We start from the raw sequence: 20,841 nt of genomic DNA, 5'->3' as shown, positions 1-20,841 counted from the left end.
GCTCATTCTCAGCGGATTTTTCTTTGCATCGTTTGTATGAATAGGTGAGTAAAGTATCTGGCATCATGGTTGATTGAGCTGTGATTTTACAGCGCGTCTAATGTGTCAGATGAAAATAATAAACAATAATCAAGGAAGAAGGATGATAGATATCACACCAGATATTTGCGATAAATTTGAATCGCAAATCAATATATTGGATTTGCCTTTGCAAACTTTTGGTTTAAGGAGTGCTTTTTGGGGGCAAATTGTCACCGTGCGTTGCTATCACGATAACTCTAAAGTTCGTGACGTATTGAGCCAAAATGGTAAAGGTAAAGTTTTAGTCGTTGATGGCAACGGTTCGTGTCAAAGAGCGTTATTGGGTGACCAACTGGCGATCATGGCGATTGAAAATGGTTGGGAAGGAGTCATCATTTATGGAGCAATACGCGATGTTGCTGCGTTATCGCAAATGGATTTAGGCGTGAAAGCGTTAGCGAGTTGCCCACTTAAGACCGATAAGAGAGGTGCAGGCGAAATTAATGTGACGCTGACTATCCTCAACCAGATGATTCAGCCGGGTGATTATGTTTATGCCGATTGGAATGGTGTTTTAACGTCAACTCAAGCGCTAGACTGGCACTAAAATCGGAAACCTACCCCAAATTGAACCCCTTGTTGCCACTCTTGATAATCAAGGGTGGCATGTAAATCAAGGTTTTCTGACACTTGAAGTCGGCTAGATAGCTCCGCCGCCATAGCACCGGCACTGCTCGTATCATTCGGATTACTGGCGGCTGAACGCAAGGTGCTTTTTAGTGATAATTTGGGAGTTAGCTGGTAGCTGAGGCCACTTAAAAAACCACTTTCGGAGCCGTAGTCAGAATTGTTTATCCTCGCTCCAATGTACAGATCTAAATTGTCAAAAAGGTTATAAGAATAACCGCCATCAATAGTCCAACTATCAAATTGCTGATTATCACTTTCGCTTGAAAGAAATAAGCGATGTGGAGATTGGCTCTGTGATGAAGGAAGTGCAGGTAAGGTATTGGCCATGCTAGATAACGAGACAAGCAGAAATAAACATAGTGCGACTTTTAGTTTCATCTGCCTCTCCTTATTCTTGTTTTGAGTTACTGCGTCCACTGCGGTGATAACAATTAAAGCACAAATTTCACACGATGACAGCGTTATGTATATAGCATTTTGTTATTTGCTTATGTGTAACATGGTTGCACTTAATGTGCAGCAAGTGTCTTATTTGTGTGGTGGTTTTAAATTTGATTAATTCGGAATGGCAATAAAAAATAGCAGATTTTCGTTGACTAATGATGACGAAGTAAGGTAAACGTAAAGGCAATGAAACACACGAGTATTTAAATTTTTCTATGTTACAGCGCAGCCTAGTAGTAATGACAACCACCATTATTATTACCGACATTACACATGTTGGGGCGGGCCGCTGAGCGAAAAGTTTTTACAAAAAAGGCCTGTATCCCACCAGATACAGGCCTTTTTTTATACCAATTTGAACTGTTTTGGAGGAAGGGATGCGAGTATTAAAGTTTGGAGGTTCATCGTTAGCCGATGCTGATCGTTTTTTAAGGGCGGCAGATATCATCGTTAACAATGTACAGCAAGAAGAAGTCGCCGTTGTGCTCTCTGCACCAGGAAAAACCACCAATAAATTAGTGGCAGTTATTGAGAGTGCTTTGCGTAATGGCGAAGCAGAACGCCAAATAGCGGAGCTTGAATTCTCATTTTTCGATCTACTCGCTGGCATCAAAGCACAATTACCTAATGTGGATTCGGCCGCTTTTGACAATCAAGTAAAAACGTCACTGTCTCAGCTGCGTCAATTTGTACACGGCATTAATTTACTCGGTATGTGCCCAGACAACGTCAATGCGCGCATTATCAGTAAAGGTGAGCGAGTCTCTATCCAACTGATGAAAGCGGTACTTGAAGCAAAAGGACAAGCGGCTGCATTGATTGACCCAGTACAATATCTTTTTGCTAAAGGTGAGTACCTTGAGGCAATGGTCGATGTTGAGATCTCCACGCAAAATTTCAAGCAAAATCCACTTCCGCAAGCGCATGTTAACATTATGCCGGGTTTCACGGCTGGTAATGAAAAGGGTGAATTGGTCTGTCTAGGCCGTAATGGCTCGGATTATTCTGCGGCTGTGCTTGCGGCATGTTTACGTGCAGATTGTTGTGAGATTTGGACCGATGTCGATGGCGTTTATAACTGTGACCCACGTTTGGTTGCGGATGCTCGTTTATTAAAATCACTCAGCTACCAAGAAGCGATGGAGCTTTCGTATTTTGGTGCGTCAGTGTTACATCCTAAAACTATTGCGCCGATTGCACAGTTTCATATTCCGTGCCTTATCAAAAACAGTTTTAACCCTCAAGGCGCAGGCACGCTGATTGGTCAAGATACTGGTGAAGATAAGCTGGCTATCAAAGGCATTACCACACTCAATAATTTGACCATGGTCAACGTCTCTGGCCCTGGCATGAAAGGCATGGTCGGCATGGCTAGCCGTGTGTTTGGTGCGATGTCAGCCGCAGGCGTTTCTATTGTGCTGATTACACAATCCTCTTCAGAATACAGCATCAGTTTCTGTATTGAGGCGCAAGATAAAGCCCTTGCCAAAAGCGCATTATCGGAAGCGTTTGAACTGGAATTAAAAGATGGCCTACTTGAGCCTGTCGAGTTTATGGATGACGTTGCGATTGTCACTCTGGTTGGTGACGGCATGCGCACTTCGCGCGGAGTGGCTTCTCAATTTTTCTCATCGCTGGCTGAAGTTCACGTCAATATTGTTGCCATTGCACAAGGCTCTTCCGAGCGAGCTATTTCGGCGGTGATTCCAGAAGATAAAATTTCAGAAGCGATCAAGGCTTGTCATGAAAATCTCTTCAATTCTAAGCATTTCTTGGATGTGTTTGTGGTCGGTGTTGGCGGTGTCGGAGGCGAATTAGTTGACCAAATTCATCGTCAGCAAGCCAAACTAGCCGATAAAGGAATTGTGATGCGAGTGTGTGGCCTTGCAAATAGTAAGGCGCTACTTCTGGATAGCGAAGGCTTGCCTCTGGAGCATTGGCGCGATCGAATGCATAGCGCGAGTGAAGAATTTAGCCTCGCAAGGCTCATCTCTCTAGTGCAGCGTAACCATATCATTAACCCTGTCTTAGTTGATTGTACTTCCAGTGAAGTGATTGCCAACCAGTACGCCGAATTTTTGGCTGCGGGTTTTCATGTTGTGACGCCTAATAAAAAAGCCAATACCGCAAGCATGGCCTACTATCACCAGCTGCGTGAAGTGGCGCGCAACTCGCGCCGTAAGCTGATGTACGAAACGACGGTTGGTGCTGGTTTACCTGTGATTGAAAACTTGCAAAATCTCATTGCCGCCGGTGATGAGTTGGAAAAATTCAGCGGTATTTTATCTGGCTCTCTTTCGTTTATTTTCGGCAAACTGGATGAAGGTATGACTCTTAGTCAAGCTACGCAACTGGCTAAAGACAAAGGTTTTACTGAGCCTGATCCTCGTGATGATTTGTCGGGAATGGATGTGGCTCGCAAGCTGTTAATTTTAGCTCGTGAGGCGGGAATGCCTTTAGAACTGGATGACGTAAAAGTCGATCTTGCTTTGCCACCGGGTTTCGATATTTCGGGTACAGTTGCAGAGTTTATGGCGCGCTTGCCGCAGGCTGATGCTTATTTCCAAGAGTTATCCACTAAGGCTGCAGCCGAAGGTAAGGTATTACGTTATGTTGGTGAAATATCAGAAGGCCAATGCAAGGTGAAAATTGCAGTGGTCGATGAAAATGACCCAATGTTTAAAGTCAAAGATGGTGAGAATGCACTGGCGTTTTATAGCCGTTATTATCAACCGATTCCATTGGTGTTGCGTGGTTATGGGGCGGGTACAGAAGTAACAGCAGCAGGGGTGTTCTCTGATGTGATGCGTACCTTAGGTTGGAAGTTAGGGGTTTAATTGATGAGTTCAAGTGACATGAGTGTGGTGGTGTATGCCCCAGCTTCAATTGGTAATGTTAGTGTTGGGTTTGATGTTTTAGGGGCGGCTGTGTCGCCAATTGATGGCAGTTTACTGGGGGATCGCGTTGAAGTTAAAGCGGGCAGCGAACCTTTTGTACTCGAAACAGCAGGTCGCTTTGTCGACAAGTTGCCACAAGATCCAAAGCAGAATATTGTTTACGATTGCTGGCTTGTTTTTGCCAGAGAGCTTGAAAAAAAGAGCATTGCAGTAAAGCCGTTGCAAATGACGTTAGAAAAAAATATGCCGATTGGCTCAGGCTTAGGTTCCAGTGCTTGTTCAATTGTTGCAGCTTTAGATGCGTTGAACCAGTTTCACGGTAACCCACTTAATCAGACCGAGCTTTTAGCGCTGATGGGCGAAATGGAAGGTAAAATTTCAGGCGGTATACATTATGATAACGTTGCCCCCTGCTACTTAGGCGGCGTGCAATTGATGCTTGAAGAGCTAGGTATCATCAGCCAAGAAGTGCCTTGTTTTGACGATTGGTATTGGGTGATGGCGTATCCTGGGATTAAAGTTTCCACAGCCGAAGCGCGAGCGATCTTACCTTCACAATATCGTCGGCAGGACATCATTGCGCATGGACGTCATCTCGCTGGTTTCATTCATGCTTGTCACTCAGGTCAGCCTGAGCTAGCGGCTAAACTGATCAAAGATGTGATTGCTGAACCGTATCGTGAGAAACTTCTGCCCGGCTTTTCGGATGCGCGTAAATACGCTGCATCAGCCGGAGCGCTCACTACTGGCATTTCTGGCAGTGGCCCAACACTGTTCAGTATTTGCAAAGAAAAAGAGGTTGCCGAGCGAGTTGCTCGTTGGCTTGAACAACATTATGTACAAAATGAAGAAGGATTCGTCCATATTTGTCGCTTAGACAAAAATGGCTCGACCGTTACAGGAAGTGCTCTATGAAGCTTTACAACATAAAAGAAAATGATGAACAAGTCTCTTTTGGCCAAGCCGTACGCCAAGGATTAGGACGCAATCAAGGGCTATTTTTCCCAGCAGAGTTGCCTCAGTTTGAAGATATTGACGCGTTACTAGCGGAAGATTTTATCTCTCGTAGTACAAAAATTCTCAGCGCCCTGATTGGCGATGAATTACCAGCAGAGCAAGTGAATGCGTTGGTTGATGCGGCTTTTCAGTTTCCAGCCCCCATTAAGCAAGTGAAAGACGGCATTTATGCTCTAGAGCTTTTTCACGGTCCAACGCTGGCATTTAAAGATTTTGGTGGTCGCTTTATGGCGCAGTCACTGGCCGCCGTTTCAAATGGTGGACAGATCACTATTTTAACCGCGACTTCTGGTGATACTGGCGCTGCGGTGGCTCATGCCTTTTATGGAATGCCCGACATCAAGGTCGTGATACTTTACCCTAAAGGTAAGATTAGCCCGTTACAGGAAAAACTCTTCTGCACTCTGGGCAACAATATTCACACTGTCGCGATAAAGGGTGACTTTGATGCTTGCCAAGCGTTAGTTAAGCAGGCTTTTGATGACGCCAAGCTTCGCCAAGAGATTGGTTTAAACTCTGCAAATTCAATCAATATCAGCCGTTTAATGGCACAAATTTGCTACTACTTTGAGGCCGCATCACAATTAAGCAAAGCGCAGCGTGAAAACTTAGTCATCTCCGTACCGAGTGGCAACTTTGGCAACCTAACCGCTGGTCTGTTGGCAAAAGCATTGGGCTTACCTATCAAGCGTTTTATCGCGGCAACCAATGCCAATGATACGGTTCCTCGTTACTTAGAAACGGGTCAATGGGATCCAAAACCCACGGTCGCGACCACATCGAATGCGATGGATGTTAGTCAGCCGAACAACTGGCCGCGCATCGAAGAGCTTTGTCGCTTAAAGGGCTGGGGGCTAGATACCTTAGGTAAAGGTGCGGTATCTGATGCACAAAGTGCGGATTCAGTTCGTGAACTTTACGCGCAAGGTTATTTGTGTGAACCGCATGGTGCCATTGCGTATCGAGTTTTGGATGAGCAGTTGCAAGCGGGAGAAACGGGGCTATTTTTGTGTACTGCGCACCCTGCCAAATTTAAAGAAGTCGTTGACGATGTGCTAGGTACTGACATTGAATTACCAGCTCCTCTTGCAAAACATGCAGTGATGACGTTGCTTTCTGAAGAGTTAGACAATGATTTTGACGCTCTAAAAACGGTGTTAAGACGCGTTCAGCCTTAAAGAGATCCTTATTTCATCTTATTGAAGTCAGGATGATATTCCTCTAACGATAAAAATGGCGCTCATTGAGCGCCATTTTTGGATATGAATCTTCTCATCAACGCTATGATTATAGCGTCTCAGTGAAGGTACGTGCGATAACGTCACGTTGCTGTTCTTGAGTCAATGAGTTGAAACGAACAGCGTAGCCAGAAACACGAATCGTCAGTTGCGGATACTTCTCAGGGTGTGCAACGGCATCTTCAAGAGTTTCACGCTTAAGAACGTTCACATTTAGGTGCTGACCGCCTTCGATGCGAGGTGCTGTTTCAATCGCAACTTCACGGCTTTCATACTCACCAAGGGCGCTGACCGCGATAACTTGATCTGCTTGGTAGCCTGCGTTAGCGGCAACGCAACGTGCTTCATTCTTTTCGTTATCGAGTAACCAGATAGAATTTAGTAGGTTGTCGTTTGCTGCTTTTGTAATTTGAATGCCTTGAATCATCACTATCTCCTAGTCCACTTAAGTGGCGTTATTGGTGTTTATTTTCTAACTTTGTTGAGTTGGTTATTATATAGCTAATATCCTTAATATTAATATTGATTTAGGTCAAAAAACAACGATAAACATTGATAATATGGGGTTTATTTTATTGATTTAAATCAATAAATCATTTAAAAACAATGAGTTCTACTTTTTTTTAATGCATAAAATATTTTTTATTTATGATTTTGTTGTAATTTTACTACATTTTTAGCGCGTGTTTGACCTAAGTAACAGAAAATCAGACAATTGAAGTCCAATGTTGAAAGTACAAAGTGATTTAATGACAAATAGAATTCAGGGCCGTGGAATGAAATTTATTGGTGCTCATGTATCGGCCTCTGGCGGCGTTGACCAAGCCCCATTGAGAGCGAGAGAAATTGGAGCAAATGCATTTGCTTTATTCACTAAAAACCAGCGCCAGTGGGTTGCTAAACCGCTCGAAGAGGCAACCATTCGCGCTTTTAAGGCTAACTGCCACATGCTTGGTTTTAAAAGTGAACACATTTTGCCGCACGATTCATACCTTATTAATCTGGGCGCGCCAGAAGCCGATAAGCTTGCTAAGTCACGCGAAGCTTTTATTGATGAAATGCAACGTTGCCAGCAACTGGGGCTGACGCTTCTGAATTTTCATCCGGGTAGTCACCTTAAACAAGTCTCAGAAAGTGAATGTCTTGCGACGATTGCAGAATCGATAAACCTTGCACATCAAGCCGTGCCTGAGGTCGTTGCTGTGATTGAAAACACCGCAGGGCAGGGGACGAATCTAGGCTGGCGTTTCGAACATTTAGCCGAAATTATCCAGCAAGTTGAGGATAAATCGCGAGTAGGTGTGTGCCTTGACACGTGTCATACTTTTACTGCAGGTTATGATTTGCGCACAGTTGAGGCGTGCGAGGCAACCTTTTCAGAGTTTGATAGCGTGGTGGGAATGCACTACTTACGTGCAATGCACATCAACGACTCAAAGGCAAAGTTCGCCAGCCGTGTTGACCGCCATCATTCTCTAGGACAAGGCGAAATTGGTTGGTCATGCTTTGAATTTATTGCCAAAGATGCAAGGTTTGATGGTATCCCATTGATTTTAGAAACAATCGATCCAGATATTTGGGCCCAAGAAATTCAAACATTAAGAGATCTACACGCACAATCGGTGGATTCAGTAGCATCTTAAATAAGTTGGCATCTTTCTTTCATAAAGACAAAGGCATAGCGCGTCAAAATGAAGGAGGATGTCACTATGTTTCATATGATCTCACGTTCACCATCAATAGCTCGACCACCAGTCCGATTGCCTATACCTAACCGACATGTGAACGGTCAAGGGCATACTCGAACGCCACAAAAATCACATTAACTGGCAAAAGCTCTGTGACATTGACTCATGCAGTGGTGGCTTTTTATGGTTACAATGCGGTAATTAGTTCATTTACAGGGCTTAGTTATGACTCAATCATTGACTTGGCACGATGTTATCGGCCATGAAAAACAGCAGGAGTATTTTCAACAGACAATGGCATTTGTTGAAAAGGAAAGGCTAGCGGGGAAAGTGATTTATCCACCTGCTGCTGACGTGTTTAATGCGTTTCGTTTTACCGAATTTGGCGATGTTAAGGTTGTGATTTTAGGGCAAGATCCTTATCACGGGCCAAATCAAGCTCATGGGTTATGTTTTTCGGTGTTACCCGGCGTAAAAACCCCACCTTCACTGGTGAATATCTACAAAGAGCTGGTGCAAGATATCCCCGGTTTTGTTACTCCTCAGCACGGTTACCTAAAAAGTTGGGCCGAGCAAGGGGTGCTATTGCTCAATACCGTATTGACCGTTGAACAAGGTATGGCGCATTCGCACGCTAATACTGGTTGGGAAACCTTTACCGATCGGGTGATTGAGGCGGTAAATCAGCAGCGTGAAGGTGTTGTCTTCCTGTTGTGGGGTTCACACGCGCAGAAGAAAGGCAGCATGATTGATCGCAGTAAACATCATGTATTAGTAGCACCGCATCCTTCTCCTCTTTCTGCGCATCGAGGCTTTTTGGGCTGTAAACATTTTTCAAAGACTAATCAATTACTTATTGAGCAGGGGAAAGCGCCTGTGAATTGGCAACCCGTATTGAATAAGTGATTAATTGATGTTTTTTCGAGCAGGGTCAAAACAAGCAGGGTGAAGCTTTTATACACTTATCTAAAGTAAGTGTAATGGAGAAGCACAATGATGATTGAAAGGATCCGTAGAGAACACGGGTATATGGCGCGTTTGCTTGCCATTTTGCGAGATAAACAACGGCAATTGAGCAATGAACAAAGTATCAACTACTCTTTAGTGAGAGAGATTATTGACTACTTGGCGACCCATTCTGAGTCAGTACACCACCCCAAAGAAGATATTCTCTATCACTATTATATTGATCATTATGGTCAACATAATGATATTCAAAATTTAGCGAGAGAACATGTAGAACTTTCTGAGAAAACTCATGCTTTTCTAGAGATTGTCGATATGATTTTGCAAGATGCTGTTGTACCACAGCACGTGTTCATTGAGCAGCTTGAGGAGTTTATTTCTTCCCAGAAGCGCCATCTGGAGTTAGAAGAACAATCGGTTTTACCTTTGATCAGCCGCACCTTTAATGTCGCTGATTGGCAAGCGGTGGAGGCGAGCTGGCAACAATCCGAAGATGATCCAGTATTTGGTGAGACAATTGCCGAGCAGTACCAGCAATTAGCTCACCGAGTTCGGCAAACCGCACAAGAGTGCCAGTAATCTCTGCTGATTTAGTTAAACAAAAAAGGCACTGTTGAAGTGCCTTTTTGCTCAGAGTTTGATTTGATCTGCCTCAAAGCAGACATCCATTTCCATCAATTCTCTTTGTAACCGTTTTTGATCCTGAATCGCTTCAATTTCTCGCCACATTCTTTTTACTGGTTTAGTGCGACTAGAGCGGAGTTTTGTGATTTCCATTTCCAACATTTCGTCAAATTGCAAGCTTTCCATAAGCAACCCCTTGTTGTTGTTATTACGCCATGTCGTGCTCTCTAGATAGCACAGTTTTCGCTAGCCTAGCTATGATTTGTTTCTCATTTGTTTCTTTTTGATGAACCTTTTATTGGATTTTGACCAGAATTTCACAATTTTAGCGGGATTCTTTAGTACAAAAAGGGAGCGGTTAAGTGACGCAAACGATTTTATTTACATTTTTAAATGTTACATAAATGTTGGTTGTAAGGATTGCGATTGCCTGGCTGGCTGTTTTATGACCATTCAATAAAAAATTATCATAAATTTATGCAAGATTTAGTGGTGAAACTGATTAGCCCTTTATTCTCAAGGGGTGAGATTAAGTGAGTGCAACTGGGTTTTTATGGTTGTTTTTTATCTTTCAATGTTTCTAGTTTGGTTTTTTTTGGTTGCTGAATTGTTTTTGTATTGGTTTGTGAAATGTTAATTAAAGGTGATTTTATAGTGAAAAATAACATTTTAACCAAACCTGTTGCATATTGATTTTTGTTCTTCCAGGTTGCATTATCCGCCCGTCAAAAATACGTTGCCCCTTCAAAAGTTGAGACTCCTCACTTTTTGGGCGAATAAAATGCATTGCATAATATCGATAAAAACATGCTGGTTATAACCTTGACTCGCAGCATGTGCATTTTTTCGTGAAGCTTTTCGCTTAGGTCAGCGCTATCACTCTATGAGAGGTTCTTGTGACAGACTTAATCAATTTAATGAATGATCTACTTTGGGGATCCATCCTTGTTTATCTTTTAGTCGGTGTTGGTGTCTACTTCACCGTTCGCCTAGGATTCATTCAATTTCGCCATTTCGGCCACATGTTTAGCGTGTTGAAAAACAGCCGTAAAGCAGATAAGGCCGGTATATCTTCTTTCCAAGCACTTTGTACTAGCCTTGCTGCGCGTGTTGGTACGGGAAACATGGCCGGTGTAGCCGTTGCTTTAACGGTGGGTGGTCCAGGCGCGATTTTCTGGATGTGGTTGATTGCTATGCTTGGTATGGCGACTTCATTTGCTGAAAGCACGTTGGCTCAGCTATACAAAACCCGTGACAAAGATGGTAACTACCGTGGTGGTCCTGCGTACTATATGGAAAAAGGCCTTGGTATGCGTTGGATGGGTGTGCTGTTTTCCATCTTCCTGATTATTGCTTTTGGCCTAGTATTCAATGCCGTTCAAGCTAATTCAATTGCAGGGGCTATGAAAAATGCTTTTGGATTTGATCCGCTGTATGTCGGTATCTTCATCGTTGCAATTTCGGCTTTCGTCATTTTTGGTGGTATCCGTAAAATTGCGCGTACTGCTGAACTGATTGTCCCTTTCATGGCATTAGCTTACTTAGCGATTGCGATGTTTGTCATGGTCACTAATATAGAAAAGCTACCAGCCGTATTAAGCCTTATTTTCAAAAGTGCATTTGGCCTTCAAGAAGCGGCCGCAGGCGGTTTAGGTTACGCGATTGCTCAAGCCATGATTAACGGTATTAAACGCGGTCTGTTTTCCAATGAAGCTGGTATGGGTTCAGCACCTAATGCAGCGGCTTCTGCAACGCCTTATCCGCCGCACCCAGCCTCTCAAGGTTACGTGCAAATGTTGGGTGTTTTTATTGACACGATTGTGATCTGTTCAGCAACTGTCGCCATTATTTTGATGTCGGGTGAATATGTACCACACGGTGAAATTACCGGTATCGAGTTGACTCAGCGCGCATTAAGCTCACAAGTGGGCAGTTGGGGTGGGATTTTTGTTGCTTTTGCGATTTTCTTCTTCGCCTTTACTTCAATCATTGCCAACTACTCTTATGCCGAAACGAACCTGATTTTCTTAGAGCACAACAATAAGAAAGGGTTAACGTTGTTCCGTATTGTTTTCCTTGCCATGGTGATGTTTGGCTCATTGGCGACCTTGCCTACCGTATGGGCAATGGCGGATGTCTCGATGGGGTTAATGGCGATTGTTAACTTGGTGGCGATCATTCTGCTCTCTGGCATTGTGATTAAGCTCGCGAAAGATTATAACCGTCAGTTAGCTGCAGGTAAGGTTCCTACCTTCGATGCTAATGATTACCCGGAGTTAAAATCTCAGTTGGAAGATGGCATTTGGTACAACAACAAATAGCCTGTTATCGTTACTGACGATTAAATAGATTGAAAAAGCCATGCAGACACCGCATGGCTTTTTTTGTACTCTGTGAGCCATAAAACAAGAATAGAAAGGAAGGAAAATTATGCTCATTGTTGTTTCCCCAGCCAAGACGTTAGATTACGAATCCCCGTTGGTGACAAGCAAATATACTCAGCCGGAGCTTATTGACCATTCAGCTCAGTTGATCGATGTTTGCCGTCAATTGACTCCTGCCGATATCTCAGCGTTGATGAAAGTGAGCGATAAAATCGCTGGGCTCAACGTGGCTCGCTTTGCGCAGTGGAGCCCAACCTTCACGTTGGATAATGCACGTCCCGCCATTTTGGCGTTTAAAGGGGATGTTTATACAGGATTTGAAGCAGAAACGTTATCGGATGCCGGATTTGAATATGCACAACAGCATTTAAGAATGCTCTCTGGCTTGTATGGTGTATTGAAACCACTGGATCTGATGCAACCGTATCGTTTAGAGATGGGCACGAGGTTAGATAACCCGAGGGGGACTAACCTGTACCAGTTTTGGGGAGATATCATTACCGATAAACTCAATCAAGCTCTCAAAGAGCAAGGTGATGATGTGTTGATTAATCTCGCTTCCAACGAGTATTTTAAAGCGGTTAATCCGAAAAAGCTTAAGGGGAGCATCATTACTCCGGTATTTAAGGATTGTAAGAAAGGGCAATACAAAGTCATTAGCTTCTATGCTAAGAAGGCTCGTGGCATGATGGCGCGCTACATTATCGATAAACAAATCTCTTCTGTAGAGCAATTGGCTCAGTTTGACAGTGCTGGCTACTATTTTGTAGAACAGGAGTCATCAGCAACTGAGTTGGTCTTTAAACGCGAAGAGCAGTGATGTAAGAGAGGCGGTTATGTGGCAATGGTTGAAAAAGCAGGTTGCGCGTTATGATCGTTGGTGTGAGAACATGGGTTTAACACCAGATAAAAAACGTAGCTGTGTTCCTTATCGTCAAGATCCTGTTCAGAGTAAAGAACGTGAGCGAGAATAAGAAGCTGCGTTTATTTGATACGCATTGCCATCTCGATTTTTCTATCTTTGAGCGTGAGTTTGAATACCATTTACATTTAGCTCGCCAGCAGGGGGTTGAGAAAATAATGATTCCCGCCGTTGGTCCAAGTAACTGGCAGCGAGTGGCCGAGCTTGCTAACGGTTATCCTGAACTCTACTTTGCTCTCGGTTTCCATCCCTGTTTTTTATCAACCTCTTCCCCTGCGGATATCGACGAGCTTGAGCAAAAGCTACTTCAAAAACCAGCTCAATGCGTGGCTCTGGGGGAGTGTGGCTTAGATTTTACGACGGATATTGCTCCCGCTTTGCAAGAAACAATGTTTGAAATGCAACTAGAGCTTGCGAAACGAGCCAGACTTCCATTGATATTACACAGCCGCAAAGCGCACAACCGCTTAATACAACTGTTAAAAAAGCATCAATTTAACCAAGGTGGAGTGCTGCATGCTTTTTCTGGCAGCGTTCAACAGGCAAACCAGTTTATTGAACTGGGTTTTAAGATTGGCATCGGTGGTGTTATTACCTATCCAAGAGCCAACAAAACCCGTCTTACTATTGCGGCACTCCCAATCGAAAGTTTAGTGCTAGAAACAGATGCCCCAGATATGCCACTCAATGGTTTTCAAGGGCAAGCGAATCACCCGCAAAAACTGCCGATTATCCTGCAAACGCTTGCGTTACTGAAGAACCAATCAGAGCAAACGGTTGCTGATGTTTTGTGGGAAAATAGTCATTCTTTGTTCTTTCCGGTGTGAATAAATTCGAAATGAAATGTAGGTTTAATGATTCTAGTGTCAGTAAACATTGAACGTGCTCACATAAATGAGTGAATGGGCAGTGAATCTTATAAGAAAGTGTGAGGCTGGCATTACTTTATCTTAGTGGTGATGAGTATAATCACCCCGCTTCATGAGCTCCATTTTATAACACGCCAACAATAACCTAATAAGGAAATCATAAACTATGAGCCTGTTTATGAGCCTAGTCGGTATGGCAGTTCTGCTAGGACTTGCAGTTCTACTGTCTGATAACCGCAAAGCTATCAATCTAAGAACAGTGGGTGGCGCTTTTGCTATCCAATTTATTATCGGTGGTTTCGTTCTTTACGTGCCATGGGGTCGTGATCTCCTTGCAGGTTTCTCTGCGGGTGTTCAAAACGTCATCGACTTCGGTAAAGACGGTACTGGTTTTCTATTCGGCAGCCTAGTTAACTTTTCAGTTGACGGTATTGGCTTCATCTTTGCTTTCCAAGTTCTACCTACTTTAATCTTCTTCTCGGCACTTATCTCTGTGCTTTATTACATTGGCGTTATGCAATGGGTAATTAAGATTCTAGGTGGTGGTTTACAAAAAGCACTCGGTACCTCTCGTGCGGAATCGATGTCTGCTGCAGCCAACATTTTCGTAGGTCAAACAGAAGCGCCACTGGTGGTTCGTCCGTTTGTACCTAAAATGACTCAATCTGAGCTGTTTGCAGTAATGTGTGGTGGTTTGGCTTCAGTTGCGGGTGGTGTACTTGCTGGTTACGCATCGATGGGTGTGCCGCTAGAGTACCTTGTTGCGGCCTCTTTCATGGCAGCACCGGGTGGTCTACTGTTTGCAAAAATCATCAAACCAGAAACCGATACTCCAGATGAAGAGCTGGGTAGCGATATGGATGGCAATGATAAACCTGCCAACGTAATCGATGCTGCTGCTGGTGGTGCTTCTGTTGGTCTGCAACTTGCGCTGAACGTAGGTGCAATGCTACTTGCCTTCGTTGGTCTAATCGCGTTAGTTAACGGTATGCTTGGTGGTGTGGGTGGTTGGTTCGGTATGCCTGAACTGACTCTAGAACTACTGCTTGGTTGGCTTTTCTCTCCATTAGCATTCCTAATTGGTGTGCCATGGGAAGAAGCAACGCTAGCGGGCTCTTTCATCGGTCAAAAACTGGTTGTAAACGAATTTGTTGCTTATCTAAACTTCGTACCTTACGTGGGTGAGAACGCACAGATCGTTGCTGCTACTGGTGCGGTGATGTCTGAGAAAACTCAAGCTATCATCTCATTTGCACTGTGTGGCTTCGCCAACCTTTCTTCTGTTGCGATTCTACTCGGTGGTTTAGGTGGTCTTGCTCCTAACCGTCGTCACGATATCGCGAAGATGGGTATAAAAGCCGTTTGTGCTGGTACACTGTCTAACTTAATGGCCGCAACCATTGCTGGCTTCTTCCTTTCTTTCTAATTAAACAAGAGAAAGAGATATAGACGCCGTTTAACATCGCCCCGTAGCAAGAGATTGCTGCGGGGCTTTTTTGTTTTGGCGAAAGGAATACTTTGATTCACTCTTTAGTCGGGTGGTCAGTGTTTATCACCGAAAGCTTTCTTTTATAAGTTAGCTTTTAATGGATAGATCAGAGTTTATCGGTAAACGAGATTATCGTTGAGGCTGATCTTTTTTGAGATACAAACCGTTTGCTCTATGAATGACGCTACAGTTTTGTAGTGAAAATCTATACTGTATCAGTGAGATTCATTTTCAATAGAAGAGTGAAGATATCAGCTAGCGCCAATCAATACATGGAGTATGATTTGACGTAAAGGCAGCCCGTTTTATCATGTCGTGTTGCTTTGATATAAATTAGATACGGGTATAAGTTACACACGGATATACGTTAGACACGGCGATGAGTGCAAATAAGCGGCATATTATGGTTGTGCCATAGGCCAAATTGGTACTGTGCGGTGACAGGGATAGCAATTGAAATGCAAGTGCATTTCGAGTCTTCAAGGAACCAAGTCCGTTCATTTGTGGCTAGTAAGCCATCTCGTTCTTAACACTGAGCGTGGTTTACTAGTGAACTATTTGAATATATTGATCGGAGATAGAAATGAGCGATTTAAAAGCAGCCGCACTACGTGCACTGAAATTGATGGATTTGACTACGCTAAACGATGATGACACGGATGCGAAAGTGATTGCCCTTTGTCATGATGCCAAAACGGCTGTAGGTAATACCGCTGCAATTTGTATTTACCCTCGCTTTATTCCTATTGCGAAGAAGACACTTCGTGAGCAAGGCACGCCAGAGGTTCGTATCGCAACCGTGACCAACTTCCCACACGGTAATGATGATATTGAGATTGCCGTTGCGGAAACGAAAGCCGCCGTTGCGTACGGTGCTGATGAAGTCGACGTTGTATTCCCTTACCGCGCATTAATCGCCGGTAATGAGCAAGTCGGTTTTGATCTTGTTAAGCAATGTAAAGCCGCGTGTGGTGACATTCTGCTTAAAGTGATCATCGAAACTGGTGAGCTAAAAGAAGAAGCATTAATCAAAAAAGCGTCTCAAATCTGTATTGAAGCGGGCGCTGATTTCATCAAAACCTCAACGGGCAAAGTCCCTGTGAATGCAACACCAGAATACGCACACATGATGCTAGAAGTGATTCGCGATATGGGCGTTGCCAAAACGGTAGGCTTTAAACCTGCGGGCGGTGTACGCACAGCGCAAGATGCTGCATTGTATCTCGCGATGGCTGATGAGCTACTTGGCGCAGATTGGGCCGACAGCATGCACTACCGTTTTGGGGCCTCAAGCCTGCTAACCAATCTTTTGAATACATTAGAAGTAACAGACCAAAAAGCCGATCCAGCTGCGTATTAATTATGCGCTGAAGTAGGACTGATAATAATAAGTCTGACTCGTGGAGCTGAGCCATCAGCTCCCGATTACCTCTTTACCTTACTGACCAAAGCATCATGCTTGGGAGGCAACTCATGTATTCAACTCAAACTTTTTTACCTCAAGAAATCATTCGCAAAAAGCGTGACGGCGAGATCCTCACCACCGAAGAAATTAACTTTTTTATTCAAGGTGTGGCGAATAATACCGTCTCTGAAGGCCAAATTGCGGCCTTTGCCATGACGATTTTCTTCAATGAAATGACTATGCCAGAGCGCATTGCACTGACGTGCGCCATGCGTGATTCTGGGATAGTGATCAACTGGGATGCGATGAACTTCGGTGGTCCTATCGTTGATAAACACTCAACTGGTGGCGTAGGCGATGTCACTTCGTTGATGCTTGGCCCCATGGTTGCAGCCTGCGGTGGTTTTGTTCCTATGATTTCAGGGCGTGGCCTTGGTCATACGGGCGGCACGCTGGATAAATTGGAGTCGATTCCCGGTTATAACATCACGCCAAGTAATGACGTATTTGGTCAAGTAACCAAAGAAGCGGGCGTTGCTATCATCGGCCAAACGGGTGATCTCGCGCCAGCGGATAAACGCGTATACGCCACACGTGACATTACCGCAACGGTCGACAACATTTCACTCATCACCGCCTCGATTCTTTCTAAAAAATTAGCCGCTGGGTTAGATTCCTTGGTGATGGATGTCAAAGTCGGTTCTGGCGCATTTATGCCGACTTACGAAGCTTCTGAAGAGTTAGCTAAATCTATCGTCGCAGTGGCTAACGGCGCAGGTACGAAAACCACGGCTATTTTGACGGATATGAACCAAGTGCTGGCCTCTTCGGCAGGCAATGCCCTCGAAGTGCGTGAAGCGGTACGCTTTTTAACTGGTGAATATCGCAATCCTCGCTTACTGGAAATTACCTTGGCCTCTTGCGTTGAAATGTTATTGTTAGGCAATTTAGCAAAAGACAGCAATGATGCTCGTGCGAAACTGATGTCCGTTCTTAATAACGGAAAAGCGGCTGAATGCTTTGGCAAAATGGTCAAAGGGTTAGGCGGCCCCGCTGATTTTGTGGAAAATTACGATCACTATCTTGAAAAAACCGAGCTGGTTAAGCCCGTTTACGCTCCAGAAAGTGGCGTCGTATCGGCAATGGATACTCGCGCGATTGGCATGGCCGTGGTGGAGATGGGCGGTGGACGCCGCGTCGCAACTGACACCATTGATTACGCGGTTGGGTTTGACCAATTTATTCGCCTAGGTGACGTTGCCGATAGCAGCAAGCCGTTGGCGGTGATCCATGCGCGTAATGAAGCGCAATGGCAACAAGCGGCTAAAGCATTACAAAGCGCCATTCAAATTGGCGGAGAATACACACCAACACCCGATGTCTACGGCCAAATTCGCGCAGAAGACGTATAAAAATATCGGTTGGAGAGAGCAATGAAAAGAGCATTTATTTTAGTATTAGATTCATTTGGTATCGGCGAAACCGCTGATGCACCACAATTTGGTGATGTTGGCGCTGACACTTTGGGCCACATCGCAGACCAATGTGCTAAAGGCGAAGCGAATAACGTGGATCGCCAGGGCCCATTGACGCTGCCAAACTTATCGAAACTGGGGCTTGCCATGGCGCATAAAGAGTCAACGGGGCGTTTTGCTCCGGGGCTTGATGCCAACGCTGATATTATCGGTGCGTACGGCCACGCAGCTGAGCTTTCATCAGGTAAAGATACTCCTTCGGGTCACTGGGAAATTGCTGGTGTTCCTGTGCTGTTTGAATGGGGTTATTTCAGCGATAAGCAAAATAGTTTCCCGAAAGAGCTGACCGATCGCATTGTTGAACGCGCAGGTTTGGATGGTTTTCTTGGTAACTGCCATGCATCAGGCACTCAGGTTCTCGATGATTTGGGTGAAGAGCACATGAAAACGGGTAAACCGATTTTCTATACCTCAGCTGACTCAGTGTTCCAAATTGCTTGTCACGAAGAGACGTTCGGTCTTGATCGTTTGTTAGAACTTTGCCAGATCGCACGTGAAGAATTGGCGGATTACAATATTGGCCGCGTGATTGCGCGCCCGTTCATTGGCCCGAAAGCGGGAGAATTTGCTCGTACTGGCAACCGTCGTGATTTATCCGTTGAGCCGCCAGCGGCGACCGTGCTGCAAAAGTTGGTTGATGAGAAGCAAGGTAACGTGGTTTCTATTGGTAAAATTGCTGATATTTACGCCTACTGCGGCATCACTCATAAAGTCAAAGCGACAGGCATCCCGGCTTTATTTGATGCAACACTAGAACAAATCAAACAAGCGAAAGATAACACCATCGTCTTCACTAACTTCGTTGATTTTGATTCTGCTTATGGTCATCGCCGTGATGTGGCGGGCTACGCTGCAGCACTGGAGTACTTTGACAAGCGTCTGCCACAAGTGCTTGAGTTAATGGAAGAGGACGATGTGCTTATTCTTACGGCGGATCATGGTTGCGATCCAACTTGGCCGGGCACGGATCATACGCGTGAGCACATTCCAGTGTTAGTTTATGGTCACAAAGTGGCACCCGGTTCGTTGGGCCGTCGCGAGACGTTTGCTGATATTGGCCAGTCACTGGCGCACTATTTCGGTACGTCTGCGATGGATTACGGCACCAATTTCTTACAGTAAGCGTAGCTATTCATTTTTGAGGATGAATAGAGAGATCACTCTCTATTCTTTGGTCAATTTAGATAAAGGATACTTTTAATGGCAACTCCACATATTAATGCTGAAATGGGCGCATTTTCAGACGTCGTTTTAATGCCGGGTGACCCGCTTCGTGCCAAATACATCGCAGAAACTTTCCTGGATGATGTGGTACAAGTGTGTGATGTGCGTAACATGTTTGGTTATACAGGAACGTACAAAGGTCGCAAAATTTCGGTAATGGGCCACGGCATGGGGATTCCTTCATGCTCAATTTATGTGACGGAACTTATCAAAGATTTTGGCGTGAAAAAAGTGATCCGTGTTGGAAGTTGTGGTGCGGTCAGCAACGATATCAAAGTGCGTGATGTTGTGATTGGCATGGGTGCTTGTACCGATTCCAAAGTCAACCGTATCCGTTTTAAAGACCACGACTTTGCTGCGATTGCCGATTACAAAATGGTTAAAGCTGCAGAAGAGGCGGCTACAGCCCGTGGTATTAACGTGAAGGTGGGTAACTTGTTCTCCGCAGAACTTTTCTACACGCCAGATCCAGAGATGTTCGATGTGATGGATAAATACGGTATTGTTGGTGTAGAAATGGAAGCGGCGGGAATCTACGGCGTAGCGGCGGAATATGGCGCAAAAGCACTGACGATTTGTACTGTGTCTGATCACATCAAAACTGGCGAGCAAACGACTTCTGAAGAGCGTCAAAACACTTTCAATGAAATGATTGAAATTGCGTTAGATTCAGTATTGATTGGCGACGCTCAATAATCTTCTTTTATTAAAAAACCTCAGTGTCGCAACTGAGGTTTTTATTTACAAAGCTTGCTAGGTCATATCATTCACATTCTGCAGCAGCAGGTTCTCACCACCACTCTTTGGTTTTCGGCGCAGCAGTAGCAGTGTGAGTAATACACCGCTGACAAAGCTGGTCAACAGCATGAGATACATGTAGCGATCACTTTTACGATAGTGGTGATCTGAAATCGCCGTGACGCGGCCAGTTTCAAAAGTAATGCGGATAAAACCAATAATACTGCTTTCATGATAGACGGGCTCAACCAGTTGCTGACGGCCAATGCTGGCCGTGCGCAGTGGTGTATCCAATCCTAATACTTCGCGTACGCTTAACGCGTTATCGCTGGCGGCTAATTTGACCCCTTCGGAATCATAAATGGTGGCATCAAACACCAGTTTATCTTGAGCTAATTGGTTGGTTAGGGCTAGCAGGCGCTCTTGATCTTGCTCTGATATCATGCTGCCAGCAGATAATGATGCCTGTGAAATCAAAACCTTAGTTAATGTTTCTAGTTGGTTGGCCTGAATTCGTTCGTTACCTTTACTGATCACAACGCTGTTTTTTACGGTAAAGAAGAACATGCCTGCTAATAAAATGACGGTAAGCACACGAATTGCGACGCGAAATGAAAATAAAGAGCCGTCCATAACCCACCTGATTGGATAAATAAAAACTTTACTCATATTGAGACTTGCGTTTTTAAA

Annotated in this window: 21 protein-coding genes and 1 other annotated feature; of the genes, 17 read left to right on the top strand and 4 right to left on the bottom strand. The window is 44.5% G+C overall.

Annotation, left to right across the window (positions count from 1 at the left end; translation table 11 throughout):
* The first annotated feature begins 142 nt into the window (after positions 1 to 142).
* On the top strand, positions 143 to 628 hold the full coding sequence (locus CCZ37_RS10370) for a putative 4-hydroxy-4-methyl-2-oxoglutarate aldolase (RefSeq protein WP_010318275.1): 486 nt from the start codon (positions 143 to 145) through the stop codon (positions 626 to 628).
* Here CCZ37_RS10370 and CCZ37_RS10365 read toward each other — a convergent pair.
* Positions 625 to 1,128 carry a hypothetical protein gene (locus CCZ37_RS10365; RefSeq protein WP_029626850.1) on the bottom strand — a complete coding sequence of 168 codons (504 nt, stop codon included), beginning with the start codon at positions 1,126 to 1,128 and terminating at the stop codon, positions 625 to 627. The two genes, CCZ37_RS10370 and CCZ37_RS10365, sit on opposite strands and share 4 nt — an antisense overlap.
* 242 nt (positions 1,129 to 1,370) lie before the next feature.
* On the opposite strand from CCZ37_RS10365, the gene thrL reads away from it, so the two are divergent.
* From thrL to thrC, 4 genes are all read left to right on the top strand, one after another.
* Positions 1,371 to 1,448, top strand: coding sequence for a thr operon leader peptide (thrL, locus tag CCZ37_RS10360; protein ID WP_081480684.1), 78 nt, complete (start codon positions 1,371 to 1,373; stop codon positions 1,446 to 1,448).
* Positions 1,386 to 1,503, top strand: a sequence feature (Thr leader region). (Overlaps the previous gene by 63 nt.)
* A 29-nt stretch (positions 1,504 to 1,532) precedes the next feature.
* The gene (gene thrA / locus CCZ37_RS10355) at positions 1,533 to 3,992 is read left to right on the top strand and encodes a bifunctional aspartate kinase/homoserine dehydrogenase I (RefSeq protein WP_094500469.1); all 2,460 of its coding nucleotides are present in this window, start codon (positions 1,533 to 1,535) and stop codon (positions 3,990 to 3,992) included.
* A gap of 18 nt (positions 3,993 to 4,010) precedes the next feature.
* Positions 4,011 to 4,967 carry a homoserine kinase gene (gene thrB / locus CCZ37_RS10350; protein ID WP_010318278.1) on the top strand — a complete coding sequence of 319 codons (957 nt, stop codon included), beginning with the start codon at positions 4,011 to 4,013 and terminating at the stop codon, positions 4,965 to 4,967.
* Entirely contained in the window at positions 4,964 to 6,247 is a 1,284-nt protein-coding gene (gene thrC / locus CCZ37_RS10345) for a threonine synthase (RefSeq protein WP_094500468.1), read from the top strand. The genes thrB and thrC overlap by 4 nt, the downstream gene beginning before the upstream one ends.
* A 109-nt stretch (positions 6,248 to 6,356) precedes the next feature.
* Here thrC and grcA read toward each other — a convergent pair whose 3' ends face one another.
* Complete coding sequence (grcA, locus tag CCZ37_RS10340) at positions 6,357 to 6,734, bottom strand: autonomous glycyl radical cofactor GrcA (RefSeq protein ID WP_010318280.1); 378 nt, start codon at positions 6,732 to 6,734, stop codon at positions 6,357 to 6,359.
* A 298-nt stretch (positions 6,735 to 7,032) separates the two neighbouring features.
* Here grcA and nfo point away from each other — a divergent pair, with 298 nt between their 5' ends.
* The 3 genes from nfo (at position 7,033) to CCZ37_RS10325 (ending at position 9,540) form a co-directional block, all read left to right on the top strand.
* A complete protein-coding gene (nfo, locus tag CCZ37_RS10335) occupies positions 7,033 to 7,950 on the top strand; it encodes a deoxyribonuclease IV (RefSeq protein ID WP_094500467.1) in 918 nt (305 codons plus the stop codon).
* 270 nt (positions 7,951 to 8,220) lie between these two features.
* Positions 8,221 to 8,901: a uracil-DNA glycosylase gene (gene ung, locus CCZ37_RS10330; protein WP_094500466.1), complete on the top strand. Its 681-nt coding sequence runs from the start codon at positions 8,221 to 8,223 to the stop codon at positions 8,899 to 8,901.
* A gap of 87 nt (positions 8,902 to 8,988) precedes the next feature.
* The gene (locus CCZ37_RS10325; protein ID WP_094500465.1) at positions 8,989 to 9,540 is read left to right on the top strand and encodes a hemerythrin domain-containing protein; all 552 of its coding nucleotides are present in this window, start codon (positions 8,989 to 8,991) and stop codon (positions 9,538 to 9,540) included.
* Positions 9,541 to 9,591: 51 nt separating this feature from the next.
* Here CCZ37_RS10325 and CCZ37_RS10320 read toward each other — a convergent pair whose 3' ends face one another.
* On the bottom strand, positions 9,592 to 9,771 hold the full coding sequence (locus CCZ37_RS10320) for a DUF3545 family protein (protein WP_010318284.1): 180 nt from the start codon (positions 9,769 to 9,771) through the stop codon (positions 9,592 to 9,594).
* A gap of 710 nt (positions 9,772 to 10,481) precedes the next feature.
* Here CCZ37_RS10320 and CCZ37_RS10315 point away from each other — a divergent pair.
* The 9 genes from CCZ37_RS10315 to deoD all read left to right on the top strand — a co-directional run bounded on the left by CCZ37_RS10315 (position 10,482) and on the right by deoD (position 20,109).
* Positions 10,482 to 11,906: an alanine/glycine:cation symporter family protein gene (locus CCZ37_RS10315; RefSeq protein ID WP_094500464.1), complete on the top strand. Its 1,425-nt coding sequence runs from the start codon at positions 10,482 to 10,484 to the stop codon at positions 11,904 to 11,906.
* A gap of 109 nt (positions 11,907 to 12,015) precedes the next feature.
* Positions 12,016 to 12,789 (top strand): peroxide stress protein YaaA, encoded by a 774-nt coding sequence (yaaA, locus tag CCZ37_RS10310; RefSeq protein ID WP_047691605.1) that lies wholly within the window; start codon positions 12,016 to 12,018, stop codon positions 12,787 to 12,789.
* A 16-nt stretch (positions 12,790 to 12,805) separates the two neighbouring features.
* Entirely contained in the window at positions 12,806 to 12,943 is a 138-nt protein-coding gene (locus tag CCZ37_RS19040) for a DUF5363 family protein (RefSeq protein WP_013856121.1), read from the top strand.
* Positions 12,930 to 13,718 (top strand): TatD family hydrolase, encoded by a 789-nt coding sequence (locus tag CCZ37_RS10305; RefSeq protein WP_094500463.1) that lies wholly within the window; start codon positions 12,930 to 12,932, stop codon positions 13,716 to 13,718. The genes CCZ37_RS19040 and CCZ37_RS10305 overlap by 14 nt, the downstream gene beginning before the upstream one ends.
* 208 nt (positions 13,719 to 13,926) lie before the next feature.
* Entirely contained in the window at positions 13,927 to 15,186 is a 1,260-nt protein-coding gene (locus CCZ37_RS10300) for a NupC/NupG family nucleoside CNT transporter (RefSeq protein WP_094500462.1), read from the top strand.
* Between the two features lie 646 nt (positions 15,187 to 15,832).
* Positions 15,833 to 16,609, top strand: coding sequence for a deoxyribose-phosphate aldolase (gene deoC, locus CCZ37_RS10295; protein WP_094500461.1), 777 nt, complete (start codon positions 15,833 to 15,835; stop codon positions 16,607 to 16,609).
* A 95-nt stretch (positions 16,610 to 16,704) separates the two neighbouring features.
* On the top strand, positions 16,705 to 18,066 hold the full coding sequence (gene deoA / locus CCZ37_RS10290) for a thymidine phosphorylase (RefSeq protein ID WP_094500460.1): 1,362 nt from the start codon (positions 16,705 to 16,707) through the stop codon (positions 18,064 to 18,066).
* Positions 18,067 to 18,087: 21 nt separating this feature from the next.
* The gene (locus CCZ37_RS10285) at positions 18,088 to 19,311 is read left to right on the top strand and encodes a phosphopentomutase (RefSeq protein ID WP_094500459.1); all 1,224 of its coding nucleotides are present in this window, start codon (positions 18,088 to 18,090) and stop codon (positions 19,309 to 19,311) included.
* A 78-nt stretch (positions 19,312 to 19,389) separates the two neighbouring features.
* Positions 19,390 to 20,109, top strand: coding sequence for a purine-nucleoside phosphorylase (gene deoD, locus CCZ37_RS10280; protein ID WP_094500458.1), 720 nt, complete (start codon positions 19,390 to 19,392; stop codon positions 20,107 to 20,109).
* A gap of 57 nt (positions 20,110 to 20,166) precedes the next feature.
* Here deoD and CCZ37_RS10275 read toward each other — a convergent pair whose 3' ends face one another.
* A complete protein-coding gene (locus CCZ37_RS10275) occupies positions 20,167 to 20,784 on the bottom strand; it encodes a YtjB family periplasmic protein (RefSeq protein ID WP_010318294.1) in 618 nt (205 codons plus the stop codon).
* Positions 20,785 to 20,841 lie beyond the last annotated feature (57 nt).

The organism is Vibrio qinghaiensis (assembly GCF_002257545.1).
GTDB lineage: Bacteria > Pseudomonadota > Gammaproteobacteria > Enterobacterales > Vibrionaceae > Vibrio > Vibrio ordalii.
The sequence above is the reverse complement of the archived record's forward strand: the minus strand, read 5'-3'. Positions and strand labels throughout refer to the sequence as shown.